The sequence below is a fragment of the Nocardioides sp. CCNWLW239 genome (assembly GCF_037137035.1).
Lineage (GTDB): Bacteria > Actinomycetota > Actinomycetes > Propionibacteriales > Nocardioidaceae > Nocardioides.
In genome coordinates this window covers 251,873-265,462 of the sequence record NZ_JBBBNW010000005.1, presented here as the reverse complement: position 1 = coordinate 265,462, position 13,590 = coordinate 251,873, and the positions used below count along the sequence as shown (strand labels likewise).

The 13,590-nt window shown below is 70.5% G+C and carries 12 protein-coding genes; 2 read left to right on the top strand and 10 right to left on the bottom strand.

Annotation, left to right across the window (positions count from 1 at the left end; all coding sequences use genetic code 11):
• Positions 1–105 precede the first annotated feature (105 nt).
• The 4 genes from WBG06_RS20345 to WBG06_RS20330 all read right to left on the bottom strand — a co-directional run bounded on the left by WBG06_RS20345 (position 106) and on the right by WBG06_RS20330 (position 5,633).
• Positions 106–1,227 carry an alkaline phosphatase family protein gene (locus WBG06_RS20345; RefSeq protein ID WP_336738783.1) on the bottom strand — a complete coding sequence of 374 codons (1,122 nt, stop codon included), beginning with the start codon at positions 1,225–1,227 and terminating at the stop codon, positions 106–108.
• A 7-nt stretch (positions 1,228–1,234) separates the two neighbouring features.
• On the bottom strand, positions 1,235–1,819 hold the full coding sequence (locus WBG06_RS20340; RefSeq protein ID WP_336738782.1) for a DUF5998 family protein: 585 nt from the start codon (positions 1,817–1,819) through the stop codon (positions 1,235–1,237).
• Positions 1,820–2,001: 182 nt separating this feature from the next.
• A complete protein-coding gene (locus tag WBG06_RS20335; protein WP_336738781.1) occupies positions 2,002–4,704 on the bottom strand; it encodes a bifunctional acetate--CoA ligase family protein/GNAT family N-acetyltransferase in 2,703 nt (900 codons plus the stop codon).
• Between the two features lie 26 nt (positions 4,705–4,730).
• Entirely contained in the window at positions 4,731–5,633 is a 903-nt protein-coding gene (locus WBG06_RS20330; protein WP_336738780.1) for a TIGR03620 family F420-dependent LLM class oxidoreductase, read from the bottom strand.
• Positions 5,634–5,706: 73 nt separating this feature from the next.
• Between WBG06_RS20330 and WBG06_RS20325 the strand changes: the two genes are divergently transcribed.
• Complete coding sequence (locus tag WBG06_RS20325; RefSeq protein ID WP_336738779.1) at positions 5,707–6,009, top strand: ArsR/SmtB family transcription factor; 303 nt, start codon at positions 5,707–5,709, stop codon at positions 6,007–6,009.
• Here WBG06_RS20325 and WBG06_RS20320 read toward each other — a convergent pair.
• Positions 6,003–6,230, bottom strand: coding sequence for a type II toxin-antitoxin system VapB family antitoxin (locus WBG06_RS20320; protein WP_183545086.1), 228 nt, complete (start codon positions 6,228–6,230; stop codon positions 6,003–6,005). The genes WBG06_RS20325 and WBG06_RS20320 overlap by 7 nt on opposite strands.
• Before the next feature lie 84 nt (positions 6,231–6,314).
• Complete coding sequence (locus WBG06_RS20315; RefSeq protein WP_336738778.1) at positions 6,315–6,638, bottom strand: antibiotic biosynthesis monooxygenase family protein; 324 nt, start codon at positions 6,636–6,638, stop codon at positions 6,315–6,317.
• 110 nt (positions 6,639–6,748) lie between these two features.
• Between WBG06_RS20315 and WBG06_RS20310 the strand changes: the two genes are divergently transcribed.
• Entirely contained in the window at positions 6,749–9,241 is a 2,493-nt protein-coding gene (locus WBG06_RS20310; protein WP_336738777.1) for a DNA gyrase/topoisomerase IV subunit A, read from the top strand.
• Between the two features lie 447 nt (positions 9,242–9,688).
• On the opposite strand, the gene WBG06_RS20305 is transcribed toward WBG06_RS20310, so the two are convergent.
• From WBG06_RS20305 to WBG06_RS20290, 4 genes are read right to left on the bottom strand one after another with little or no spacing between them, the layout of a single operon-like run.
• Entirely contained in the window at positions 9,689–10,681 is a 993-nt protein-coding gene (locus WBG06_RS20305; RefSeq protein WP_336738776.1) for a cyclase family protein, read from the bottom strand.
• On the bottom strand, positions 10,678–11,850 hold the full coding sequence (locus WBG06_RS20300; RefSeq protein WP_336738775.1) for an alpha/beta hydrolase family protein: 1,173 nt from the start codon (positions 11,848–11,850) through the stop codon (positions 10,678–10,680). The genes WBG06_RS20305 and WBG06_RS20300 overlap by 4 nt, the downstream gene beginning before the upstream one ends.
• Positions 11,851–11,877: 27 nt before the next feature.
• Positions 11,878–12,591: an SDR family NAD(P)-dependent oxidoreductase gene (locus WBG06_RS20295; protein WP_336738774.1), complete on the bottom strand. Its 714-nt coding sequence runs from the start codon at positions 12,589–12,591 to the stop codon at positions 11,878–11,880.
• Positions 12,588–13,577 carry a fumarylacetoacetate hydrolase family protein gene (locus WBG06_RS20290; RefSeq protein ID WP_336738773.1) on the bottom strand — a complete coding sequence of 330 codons (990 nt, stop codon included), beginning with the start codon at positions 13,575–13,577 and terminating at the stop codon, positions 12,588–12,590. The genes WBG06_RS20295 and WBG06_RS20290 overlap by 4 nt, the downstream gene beginning before the upstream one ends.
• Between the last annotated feature and the right edge of the window lie 13 nt (positions 13,578–13,590).

Genomic DNA, 13,590 nt, shown 5'->3' with positions numbered 1-13,590 from the left:
CCCTCGATTCGGTGCTCACCCATGGCCCACTCCTTCCCGCCGGAGACGGCGAGTCGTCACTAATGGATACACACGGTGTAACCATTAGTGACGAGGTTCATTCCCCTAGGAGACCAGCAGCGGGATGAGCATCTCGTCGGGCGTCAGCGACCCGTGCAGCCCGACCAGGGTCGTCTCGTACTGGAACAGGCTCGTCGAGACCACCGCGTGCTGGCCGTGGGAGGCGACGATGACGTCGCCGAGCCGCGGCAGCACCGACGGCGTGACCGGTCCGAACCAGCCGCGCCGGATGGCGGTCTCCCGCGTCATCACCTCGGCCTTGTCACCCAGCTTCTCCGACCAGGTCGCGACCACGTCCTCGACCGCGCCGCGCGAGCAGTAGAGATGACGGAAGCGGGCCTCGCCACCGACCAGGGCGACCCCGTCGCGCAGCTCGGGGAAGTCGTCGATGTCGGTGCGGGAGGCCGCCGGCGAGTCGACCATGCCGTGGTCGGCGATCACCAGCAGACGTACGGACGGGTCCAGCGCGTCGCGCAGCTGCTCGGCCTCGGCGTCGATCATGGAGAGCTGCTGCAGCCAGGGCGAGGAGGCGACACCGTATTTGTGGCCGGTCCAGTCCAGGTCGCCGTCGTAGAGGTAGGTCAGCGAACCCGGCACCCGAGAGAGCGCGACCGCCGACGCGATCCGCTCACCGACCCGGTCGGCGCCGACGAACTCCGCGCCCCGGTGGGCGGCAATGGTCAGGCCCGAGCCGCCGAAGACCCGCTTGTTGATCACCGTGACCGGAACGCCTGCCTCCCCCAGCCGCTGGAAGACGGTCTGGTTGGGCTGCCACTCGACGGGGTCGACGTCCTTGGGCCACTGCAGTGCGTTGAGCAGGTGCTCGGTGCCGGGGATCCGGGAGGTGTAGCCGACCAGACCGTGGCCGCCCGGGGTCAGCCCCGTGCCGAACGAGGTCAGGCTCGTCGCCGTCGTCGAGGGGACGCCCGCCGTGCCGGCCTCCTGGACCTCGCTCAGCGAGGACAGGAACGGCGCCGCATGCGCATAACGCCGCAGCAGGTTGGTGCCCATCCCGTCGACCAGGAAGACGACGTACGCCCCGGCCGGGGGCAGCTCGAGACCGGAACGCGCCTCCGCGGCCAGCGGGATGCCCAGGGCGGCAGCGACCGCCGGCAGGACATCACCCAGTGAGCGCTCCCCGTAGGCAGGAGCGACGAACCCCGTCACCTGGTCCTCACCCGCGGTGGGTGCGAGCCGAGAGCGATTCTGCGAAGGAGAGCAGCCGGTCGACCGAGTGGTGACCGTCGGCGGCAGCCGAGACGCGCAGCGAGAAGTCGTCGGGCGTCAGGACACCGGTGTAGCCGTGGTCGGCGTCGCAGTTGGGGTCGGAACAGCCCGCCGGCTCCAGGTCGACGCGGTTGACGCCGCCCCAGCCGATGGTCATGACGACCTCGGCGGGCTTGCTCGAGCCCTTGGTGGGGTTGGTGATCATCCGGGTCACCACGACGGAGTTGACCGCGTCGATGCGTACGGCCTCGGTCGAGGTCGAGGTGTAGGGCTCGGGCAGCAGGTCGTCGCCGGCGTGCTCGTCGGTGTGGGCCAGGATCAGCCTGGTCGGGGTCAGCACGAGCACGGAGAGGTGGCGGCGCACCTCGTCACGGTCGAAGGTCGGCTCGTGGTGCAGGAAGAAGGACGACACCTTCTCCCCCGCCACGGCGGAGGCGACACAGTCGGCCACCACCTCGGGGTAGTAGCCGGTGCGGTCGATCTCGGCGCGCAGGTCGTCGGCGCGGTCGAGATCCTCGGTGCGGGTGCTCATGCCACCCATCCTTCCACGAGGCGGCACATGGTCGATAGGCGGACGTCGCGAGCGTCGCGAGGCGCGTGCGTCGGCAAGGCGTCGTCGCGAGGGCATACCGGGGTTGTATGGCGAGCGGCGGCAACGCAGCCGACGCGCGCGGATCGCGGCGCGCAGCAGGCCGCATGTCGACCATGTGCCGCCTAGCCAGGAAGGGTGTCGCCCACCGCCGGGTTGAGGCGGCGTACGAACCAGTCGGAGCGGGGATCGGCGACCAGATCGACCCGGGCGGTGGCGGTCAGGACAGCGGAGTACTCCAGGCCGACCAAGACCAGGGACAGGTCGAGGGAGGAGATCTGGGGCAGGTCGTTCTGCAGCTGGGCGACCTTGAGGACGAGCCGCTCGATCTCGTCGACGTCGACCATGTCGCCGCCGCGATAGCCGAAGAGCATCGGAGCGGCCTTGATCTCCCGCACCATCGAGGCCGCGTCGCGCTTCGACAGCGGCGGGATCCGATAGGCGCGGTCGGCCAGCAGCTCGGTGATCGGGCCGGCGATGCCGAAGGAGACCACCGGTCCGAAGAGCGGGTCCTCCATCGACCGGATCGCGACCGGGACGCCAGGCGGCGCGGTGCGCTGCACGGCGAACCCACCGGTCTCGGGCGGGATCCGGCTGGTGATCAGCTCCCAGGCCTCGGTCATCTCGTCGACGTCGTCGATGTTGCGGACGACGTGGGCCTGGTCGGGCCGCTCCCGGACGCTCTCGACGGTCGCCTTGAGCACGACGTCCCAGCCGAGGTCCTCGGCCGCGGCGATCGCCTCCTCGAGGGTGGTGACCTTGTGGGTGTTCCACAGCTTGATCCCGTAGGCCGCCAGCACCATCGTCAGGTCCTCGCGACTCAGCTCGCCACCCGAGGGACGCGCGGCGAGCACGTCGGTGACGATCTTGCGCGCGGTGCGCGGGTCGCACTCGTCGGCGCTCAGCCACGGGGTCTCGCCGTCCGCGGTGCGCAGCCACACGGCGTACTCCACGACCTTGGCGAGGGCTCGCACGGCCGACTCCACCGAGGAGTAGGACGGCACCGAGCCACGGCCGGCGGTCGACCCGGCGACGTCGGGGACGCGGAGCAGCTCGGGGACACCTTCGGCACCGAGGAAGCTGGTGACGAGCGGTTTGTCGGACTGCTCCCCCACGGCGGCGAGGACGTTGGCGATCTCCTCGCCGGAGACGTTGAGCGGTGGGATGTAGACCGAGATCACCGCGTCGACCTCGGGGTCGTCGATGGCCGCGTCGAGCGCGTCCTCAAAGTCCTCGGCGGACGGCTCGGTGGGCAGCGGGACCTGCTTGTTGACCTGCAGCCCGACCGAGACGGCGGCGTCGGCGGCCAGCAGGCCCAGGGCGTCGGAGTTGCCGACGATGGCCACGCGCCTGCCTCGCGGAAGGGGTTGGTGAGCCAGCAGCTGGGCGACGTCGAACATCTCGTCGAGGGTGTCGACCTGGATGATCCCGGCCTGGCGGAACATCGCGTCGACCGCCGCCGGTGGGGCGCTGATCTTGCGGACCGCGTGACCCATCGGCACACCCTGAGTGGTGCGGCCCGACCGGACCGCGACGATCGGCTTGCGCTGCGAGACGCGGCGGGCGATGCGGGAGAACTTGCGCGGGTTACCGATCGACTCGAGGTACATCATCACGACCTCGGTCGAGGCGTCCTCCTCCCAGTACTGGAGCAGGTCGTTGCCGGAGACGTCGGCACGGTTTCCGGCGCTGACGAAGGTCGACAGGCCCAGGCCACGGTTGTTGACCTTCTCCAGGATCGCCGAGCCGAGCGCACCCGACTGGCAGAAGAAGCCCGCACGTCCGCGCGGCGGCATCGTCGGGGCGAGGCTGGCGTTGATCCTGACCTGCGGGTCGGTGTTGATGACGCCGAGCGCGTTGGGCCCGATCAGCCGCAGCCCGTAGGAGCGGGACAGGTTGACCAGGCGGCGCTGCCGCTGGCGGCCCTCCTCGCCGGTCTCGGCGAAGCCGCTGGAGATCACCACGAGACCGTGGACGCCCTTGGCAGCGCAGTCGAGCACGACGTCCTGCACGGCGTCGGCGGGCACCGCGACGATCGCCACGTCGACGTCGTCGGGGATGTCCTGGACGCTCTTGTAGGCCGGCATGCCGCTGACCGCGCTGGAGCTGGGGTTGACCATGTAGACGCGGCCGGTGAAGTCGCCGATCACCAGGTTGCGTACGAGCGCCTGACCGACGGTCTCCTGCCGCCGGCTGGCGCCGATGACCGCGACCGACCGCGGGTTGAAGAAGCGGTGGATCGAGGCTGCCTCGGCCTCGTGCTCGCGCAGTGCGAGGCGACCGACCGCGGTGTCGGTGACGTCGATCGAGAACTGCAGCGAGATGACCCCGTCCTCGTAGACGCTGGCCACCTTGTAGCCGGCGTCGCGGAAGGTCTGGATCATCCGGGCGTTGTCGGGCAGTACGTCGGCGGTGAACTTGGTGACCCCGCGCTCACGCCCGGCCTGGGCGAGGTGCTCGAGCAGGATCTGCGCGATCCCGCGGCCCTGGTAGTCGTCCTCGACGAGGAAGGCGACCTCGGCCTCACCGGGCGCGACCACGTCGTAGCGCCCGACCGCGATCATCCGGCCACGGAGCGTGAGGATGAACGCGACCCGGTCCTTGTGGTCGACCTCGGTGAAGCGCGCCACGTCCCGGGCCGAGAGGTGCGGCATCGGCGAGAAGAAGCGGTAGTACTTCGACTCGTCGCTGACCCGGTGGTCGTAGAAGTCGACCAGCAGGTCCTTGTCGGCCGACCTGATCGGCCGGATGTGGGCCGTCCGCCCGTCGCGCAGCAGCACATCCGCCTCCCAGTGGGAGGGGTACGGCGGTGTCTGCTGCGCGGTCACGAGAGAAATCTAGCGGTAGGCACCAGTCAACTACAGCGGGCACGAAGCTGAAGAGCGTTCGCAAGCGTGCGCCATTCGGCAAGCGGCAGGTCGGAGGAGCTGTCCTCGGTGAGCACCTGGACCAGGACGTGGTCCGCGCCGGCGTCATGATGCGCCTGCAGGCGCCCCCGCACCGCGTCCTCGTCGCCCCAGGCGGCTCCGAGGTCCACCCAGCGGTCGCTGCCCTCGCCCTCGAAGTCTTCAGGCTCGAGGCCGTAGTCCTGCAGGGCTCCGGTGTAGTTGGGCAGGCCGAGATACATCGACAGGCGCTGCCGGGCGATGGCCCGAGCGCGTGCCGGATCGGTCTCGAGGACCACCTTCTGCTCGGCAGCCAGCAACGGACCGGGACCGAGAGCGGCCCGTGCGTGCGCGGTGTGCTCCGGCGGCATCAGGTAGGGGTGTGCACCGGCGGTGCGGCTGCCGGCGAGACCGAGCATGCGCGGGCGGAGAGCAGCCAGGAGCCGGCCCTCCTCGGGGACCGTGCCCACGGCGTCGAGCTCGTCGAGATAGTCGACGGTCCGGCTGTAAGGCTTGACGTACGTCTGCTCGCCGACCCGCTGCGCATGACTGTTGCCGAGACCGAGCACGAACCGGTCGTCGTACGTTGCGTTGAGCTCCTGATGGCGTTCCGCCACCTCGGCGGCGGGGTTGTCCCAGATGCTCGCGATGCCCGTGACGACGAGCAGGTCGGTGGTGCCGGCGAGCAGCGCCTCGTGTACGTCGAACGGCAGCGAGGAGACCCCGACCCAGATCGCGCCGTACCCCAGGCTCTCCACCTCCGCCGCGACCTCACGCGCCCGGCCGAGGTCGGTCCACTGCTGCGCACTGGTCCACACCCCATACGGCGTCAGCCGCCGCTTGAGCACGTCCACCTTCTGCTGGTCAGGCATGCCACAACTCCTCCGAAATAGGTTATGTTCGACGATGATCGAACATTCAAACCTTGTACGACGGAGATCGAACATGTCAACCGACTTCCGCACCCCCGCAACCGACGCGGCACTCCAGGGCGCCCTCGACGCGGTCGGCGACCCCGTACGCCGCTCGATCCTCCGGCAGCTGGCTGCGGCCGAGCCGTGGACGATCGCCTGCGGTCAGTTCGACCTCCCTGTGAGCAAGTCGACGCTGACCCATCACTTCAGGTCCCTCGTGGACGCCGGGCTTCTCGAGCAGCGCGACGAGGGGAACCGGCGGATGAACCGCCTGCTACGCGACGAGTTCGACCGCCGGTTCCCTGGACTGCTCGACCTGGTGCTCGATCAGTGACGTACGGCGTTGGCACGGTCGCGCTCGTTGAGCACCCGCCAGCCGTCGTAGTCCCAGTTCCGCGCCAGCTTCTGGGCGTGCTTGGGAGCATCTCCCTCGTGGTTGCGCAGGACGAGCTCGCGCACGGCGAACTCGACCGCCTCCTGGGGAGTGGTCGCGCCGGAGATCCGCTGGACCTCCGCGAGCAGCTCGTTGTCGAGCTCGATCTGGGTGACAGCCATCGTCAGCACCTCCATGTGCGTCAGCGGGTGATGTCCTGATCCATCCAGCGTACGCGCCCGAGGGCTGCGAACGGACCCCCTCCGCTAGCGGCCACCCATGCCGTAGGCGCGAGTCACGGTGGCGACACGCACCTGGTAGTCCTCGTACCACAGGCTGCGACCGGTCTGCTGGGCACGACGGTGCTCGGCGACGGTCTTCCATGACCGGGCGGCCTCGTCGTCGGTCCAGTACGAGACGGTGATGCCGATGCCCTCGCGGGCAGACTCGATGCCCAGGAATCCCGGCTGCTCGGCGGCGAGCTCCTCCATCCGGGCGGCGGTCTCGGCGTAGCCCTCTCCTGTGGGCGTGCGCAGGGAGGTGAAGATGACGGCCGTGTAGGGCGGCTCGGGCGTCTTGGCGATGCTCACGGCCGGACGCTAACCCCGCCGAATCCGAATGCGGAAGCGATTTCGACAACCACGCGCCTACGGCGAGCCCCGATGGCGGACTCGCACAGGGATTCGAGACAATGCCCCTTATGGCACGCGGCAAGACCAAGCAGGAAGTCCCCGACGACTTCGAGGAGCACATCCTCGACACCGACATCGGGGACGAGATGCGGTCCTCATTCCTGGAGTACTCCTACTCCGTCATCTACTCCCGGGCTCTGCCCGACGCCCGCGACGGCCTCAAGCCCGTGCAGCGCCGGATCCTGTTCACGATGAACGACATGGGCGTACGTCCCGACCGCGGCCACGTGAAGTGTGCCCGCATCGTCGGTGAGGTGATGGGCAAGCTGCACCCGCACGGTGACGGCGCTATCTACGACGCGCTGGTGCGGATGGCGCAGCCGTGGGCGATGCGGCTGCCGATGATCGACGGGCACGGCAACTTCGGCTCCCCCGGCGGCGACGACCCGGCTGCTGCGATGCGTTACACCGAGGCTCGGATGGGTCCGGCCGCGCTGGCGATGACCGACGACATCAAGGAAGACACGGTCGACTTCCGTCCCAACTACGACTCGCGGGAGATGGAGCCGAGCGTGCTCCCCGCCGCGATCCCCAACCTGCTGGTCAACGGCGCCACCGGCATCGCGGTCGGCATGGCCACCAACATGGCCCCGCACAACCTGGTCGAGGTGATCGCCGCCGCGCGCCACCTGATCAAGCACCCGGGCGCCGAGCTCGACACGCTGATGAAGTTCATCCCCGGACCCGACCTCCCCACCGGCGGCACCATCGTCGGCCTGGATGGGATCAGGGATGCGTACGAGACCGGGCGGGGCTCCTTCAAGATCCGCGCCACCACCCGGATCGAGACGTTCGGGCGTCGCAAGGGCATCGTGATCACCGAGCTGCCGTTCAACATCGGCACCGAGAAGATCGTCGAGCGGGTCAAGACGCTGGTGCAGTCCAAGAAGATCCAGGGCATCGCCGACCTCAAGGACCTCACCGACCGCGCGCACGGCACCCGGCTCGTCATCGAGGTCAAGAACGGGTTCGTGCCCGAGGCCGTCCTCGAGCAGCTCTACAAGATGACCCCGCTGGAGGACTCCTTCGGCATCAACAACGTCGCCCTCGTCGACGGCCAGCCGCGCACGCTCGGCCTCAAGGAGCTGCTGGAGGTCTTCCTCGGCCACCGCTATGACGTCGTCCGGCGCCGGTCGCAGTTCCGCCGGGACAAGGCCGCCGACCGGCTGCACCTGGTCGACGGGCTGCTGATCGCGATCCTCGACATCGACGAGGTCATCCAGCTGATCCGCTCCTCGGAGAACGCGGGCGAGGCCAAGGAGCGGCTGATGACCGTCTTCGACCTCAGCCAGGCCCAGGCGGAATACATCCTCGACATGGCGCTGCGCCGGCTGACGAAGTTCTCCAAGATCGAGCTGGAGAAGGAGCGCGACGAGCTGCAGGCCACGATCGAGTACCTCGACTCGATCCTCGGCGACGACGAGATGCTCCGGAAGGTCGTCTCCGACGAGCTCGGCGAGGTGGCCAAGACGTTCGGCACCCCGCGGCGCACCGTGCTGCTCGCCTCCGCCGGCACCCCGGCGCTGGAGTCGATGAGCCTCGAGGTCGCCGACGACCCGTGCTACGGGTTGCTCTCCTCGACCGGGCTGCTGGCCCGCTCCTCCGACGCCGAGCCGTTCACCACCGGCTCTACTGATTCTGGGGCGCGCGCCAACCACGACGTGATCGTCTCGGTGGTCCCGGCGACCGCCCGCGGCCAGATCGGCGTGCTCACCTCCCGAGGCCGTCTCGTACGTCTCGGGGTGCTCGACCTCCCGGCGATGCCGCCGACCCACGGCGACCCGAACCTGTCCGGTGGCCTGCCGCTCTCGGCGCTACTCTCGCTGGAGTCCGACGAGCGGGCCCTGGCCCTCACCACGCTGGCGACCGACGGGCCGGGCATCGCGCTCGGCACCCGCCTCGGCGTCGTGAAGCGGGTCAATCCCGAGGTGCTGCTCAACAAGGACGAGTGGGAGGTCATCAAGCTCGCCGACGGCGACGAGGTCGTCGGCGCTGCCCAGCTGCGCACCGGCACCGAGTCGCTGGTCTTCGTCACCTCCGACGCCCAACTGCTCCACTTCCCCGCCGACGTCGTACGCCCCCAGGGCCGCAGCGCCGGCGGCATGGCCGGTGTCCGGATGGCCCACGGGTCCAAGGTCGTCTTCTTCGGCGTCGTCTCCCCCGACGCCCCCGAGGGTGCGGCGGTGGTGACCGTCGCCGGATCGTCGAGCGCTCTGCCCGGCACCGAGACCGGCAGCGTGAAGACCACGCCGTTCAGCGAGTTCCCGGCCAAGGGCCGGGCCACCGGCGGCGTACGCGCCCACCGTTATCTCAAGGGCGAGGACACCCTCGTCTTCGCGTGGGTCGGTGCCGCTCCCCCGATGGCCGCCGCAGCTTCCGGCGCCCCCATCGACCTGCCCGAGATCGACCCCCGCCGCGACGGCTCCGGGGTGCCGCTGGAGCAGCCCATCGACGCCGTCTGCGGGCCGGTCGCGCACACGTTCCCGGTCTCTGCCGGGTAGGTGGATGCTCACCGAGGTAACTCGGCCGACGCGCACCTCCCCCGCGGAGTTCCACGAGGGAAGCGCGCGCCCGCCGAGGTAACTCGGTGAGCGGACCTTCCCCTGCGGGGCTCGACGGCTGTGCATGCTCACCGAGCTAACTCAGCCGGACCGCGCCCGCCACGCGCACCCGGCGGGCACGGGATGCTCACCGAGGTAACTCGGCGGACGCGCGCTTCCCCGGCGGAGCTCCACGAGGGATGTTCATGTTCACCGAGGTAACTCGGTCGGCCCACACCGCCCCGCGGGATGCCCACCGAGGTAACTCGACCGGCCCACACTCCGCGCCGCGTGCCCGACGGGACACGGAATGCTCACCGAGGTAACTCGGTCGACGCGCGCTTCCCCGGCGGAGTTCCGCGAGGGAAGCGGATGCTCACCGAGATACCTCGGTGAGCATCCGTCCCCTCAGCGCAGCGCGATCGGGTTCACCGGTGCGCCGACAGCCCCGGTGACGCGGAGCGGGGCAGCCGTGAGGAGGAAGTCGTACCGACCGTCCTCGGCGCACGCATCCGCGAGGCCGTCGAGGTCCCACATCTCGCCCAGGAAGAGCCCGAGGTGCGGGATCGCGACCTGGTGGAGCGGCTGGAAGGCGTCGTCGAACTCGTTGGGCCGCACCTCGAAGCCCCAGGTGTCGGTGGCGATGGCGGCGATCTCGGTGCGGTGCAGCCAGTCGGCGGTGGTGAAGGACAGGCCCGGAGCCGGTCCCCCGGCATAGCCGCCCCACCCCTGGCCGGCGGCGACGCCCCGGCGGGCCCGGCTGAGCTGGCCGGTGCGTACGACGACGATGTCGCCGCGCCCCACGACCGTGCCCTGCGCGGCGATCGTGCGCTCCAGGTGCTCCTCGGTGATCGCGAAGCCGTCAGGGAGCTCGCCGTCCGTGCCCAGCTCGGCACCCAGCGCACGACCCACGTCGAGCAGCACCCCGCGACCGCAGACCACGTCCGCGACCGTCTCGATCCCGGTGACCCCGTCCCCGAGCGAGGTCACCACCGACTCCGCCGGACGGCCGTTCCAGGCGTGCCCGTGGTCGAAGATGTGGCCGAGCCCGTCCCACTGCGTCGAGCACTGCAGCGGCATCGCGATGACGTCGTCGGCGCCGCCGATCCCGTGCGGGAAGCCCTGGACGCCGGCGACCGCGTCGGTGCCGGTGTCGAGCATCGTGTGCACCGGGTTCGTACGCCGTCGCCAGCCGTTCTGCGGTCCGTCCATGTCGAACGGCAGCGAGAGCGAGTAGGACCGGCCGGTCCGCACCAGGCCTGCCGCCTCGACCCGCTTCTGGTCGGTGAGGAAGTTCATCGTGCCGCGGACGTCGTCCTCGCCCCAGCGTCCCCAGTTGGAGACCCGGGCGACCGCCTTGGCGATCTCGCCCTCGGGATCGCTTCGGTCCAGGAGGGTCATGACGCGTCCAGCTCGGCGAAGGTGTCCGCGACCCAGTCGGCGACGAAACCCATGACGTGCGGGAGGTGGTCGAGACCGATGTGCTCGGTGGCGCCCTCCTCCGGGGTGAAGATCCGCAGCTCGCGCTTGGGGCTGTTGACCGCCTGGTCGAAGGACCTCTGCGCATAGGCCAGAGGGATCTGGCGGTCGTTCTCGCCGTGGACGATCAGGAACGGCACCGTGATCTCCTCGACCACACCGTCGAGCTTGATCGACTCGGCGAACTCGATGAACGTGTCGATGTCGGGCTGCCCCCAGACCCACAGCACGTGGTCCCAGTAGTGCGGCACCGGGTTCTCGCCCTCGCGGTCCAGGCGGCGCTTCTGCACCGCACCCCAGTCGTGGTTCGCGCCCCAGGCGACGCACAGCGCCAGCCGCTTCTCGTACGCCGCCGCGCGAGGCGCGTAGTAGCCGCCGAGCGACCAGCCCACGAGCCCGATCCGATCGGCGCGTACGTCCGAGCGCGCCTCGAGCCAGTCGACGCAGGCCGCGGCCCAGGCCTCGGTGTCGACGCGAGCGGGGAGCCCGTCCAGGCGCAGCGCCTCCCCCGCGCCACCGCAGTCGACCATCAGCGTCGAGATGCCCCGGGCGGCGAGCTCGGTGTGGACGCCGGCGCCGACCATCATCTCCTTGGTGGAGTCGAGGCCGTTCCACACGATCATGACCGGCGCCGGCGTCCCGTCCCGGTGAGCCGGGTGGAAGTAGGCCGGCAGCGTGGTCTCGCGGCCGTTCTCGACGTACGGGACGGCGACCTTGACCGTCGGCTGGTCGAGCAGCTCGAAGGAGCGGACCAGCAGGTCGACGCTGCGCTGGTACTCAGCGTTGCGACCGGGGTCCTTCGCGCTCTGCATCCGCTCCGCCTGGGAGACGTAGACCGAGGCCCGGAACAGCTTCTGTCCCGCCGTACGCCGGTGGCCGGCCTTCTCGGCCTCGGTCGCCTGCTCCTCGAGCTGGTCGGCGACGCCACGCCAGGCGGCCATGAACTCGGCGGTGCCCACGTCGGAGCCCTGGGCCGCCAGCTCGCGCAGGGGCCGGCAGGCACGGTCGACCTCGTCGATCAGGCCGCCGGAGTTGAGCGTGGCGACCACGCCCAGGTTCCAGACGTAGTTGCCGGGAAAGTACTCGAACATCTCATGTCCTCTTCGTAGTGATGATTCTCAGCGCAGGGCGTCGGAGACGGCCTTGGCGCCGGCGTGCGAGGCGGCGCCGCCGTCGACGGGGATCTCGGCACCGGTGACGTAGGCGGCACCGTCACCGAGCAGGAAGACCACGACCGAGGCGACCTCCTCGGGCGTGCCGACGCGGCCGAGCGGGGCCGCGGCGACCGAGGCCTCCCGGAACGCAGCCGGCGCGGAGGCGGTCATCGCGGTCTCGATGAACCCCGGGTGGACGGCGTTGACACGGATCCCGCGCTGCCCCAGCTCGAGCGCCGCGGTGTGGGTGAGGCCGCGGACGGCCCACTTGCTGGTGGTGTAGGCCACCGGGTAGTGCCCCTGCAGGGCGGCGAGCGACCCGATGGTGACGATCGACCCGCCGGCGGGCATCAGCGGCGCCAGCGCCTGGATGCCGAGCAGCGGCCCGAGCACGTTGACGTCGTGGGCGTCGCGCATGTCGGCGACGCTCGCGGCGCCGACGCGGGCGCGGCGGGTGATGCCGGCACAGCTCACCAGCCCGTGGACCGGGCCGAGCTCCTCGGCCAGCTCGGCCCAGGCACCCTCGTCGCGGACATCGAGGGCCCGGACGCCGGGTGCGGGCTCGCGGTCGACGCCGACCACGGTCCCGCCCTCGGCCGCCACGGCGGTGGCGACGGCTTCCCCGATGCCCGAGGCGGCCCCGGTGACCACGACCGTACGCCCGGCCAGCGACGTCATCGGGGCACCTCACGAGCGGCCGTGCGAGCAGCCTCATCCCGGCGACGCACCGGCGGCAGCTCGGGCGCCGGCGGCGCGGCCGCGACGGTGTTGGTGAGGGTGCCGATCCCTTCGACCTCGAGGGTCACCACGTCGCCAGGCTGCAGCGGCTTCGGCTCCTGCGCGCCACGACGGCCCCAGAGCTCGGCCAGGCACCCGCCGTTGCCGACGGTGCCCGAGCCGAGGACGTCGCCGGCGACCACGCGGGAGTCGCGCGAGGCGTACGCGATCATCGTCTCGAAGGTCCAGCCGATGTTGGCGAGCCGGTCGCGGCCGACCTCGGTGCCGTTGACCGAGACGGTGCACAGCAGGTCGAGGAAGCCGTCCTCGTCGCGGTAGGGCTCGAGCTCGTCGGCCGTCACGATCCAGGGCCCGAGCGTGGACGCGAAGTCCTTGCCCTTGGCCGGCCCCAGACCGACCTGCATCTCCCGCCCCTGCAGGTCGCGGGCCGACCAGTCGTTGAGGATCGTGTAGCCGAAGACGTACGCCCCGGCCTCTGCGGGTGCGACCGACCGGCCCTCCGCGCCCACGACGACCGCGACCTCCAGCTCGAAGTCACGGGCCAGGCAGGCCGCGGGGAACGCGACCTCCGCATCCGGGCCGAGGATCGCGTGCGGGTTGGTGAAGTAGAAGGCGGGTGCGTCGTACCAGGCGTCCGGGACGCCCTCGGCGCCGTCGACGGAGCGGCGTACGCCCTCGACGTGCTCCTCGAAGGCGACGAAGTCACGGACCGAGGCGGGCTCAAGCGGTGCCAGCAGCTCGGCTTCGGCGAGGTCCAGCGGCTCCGCAGCCCGCGCGTCCGCAGCGGCACGGTCGAGCGCCGCTCGTCCACCCGCGATCAGCGAGCGCATCGAGTGCACGGCGGCGAACGGGTGCAGCCCTGCCTCGGTCACCAGGCCGACGCGGGGCGCACCGAGGACGGGGTCGTGGAAGGTGGCCAGCTTCATCGGGCTCTCCTCA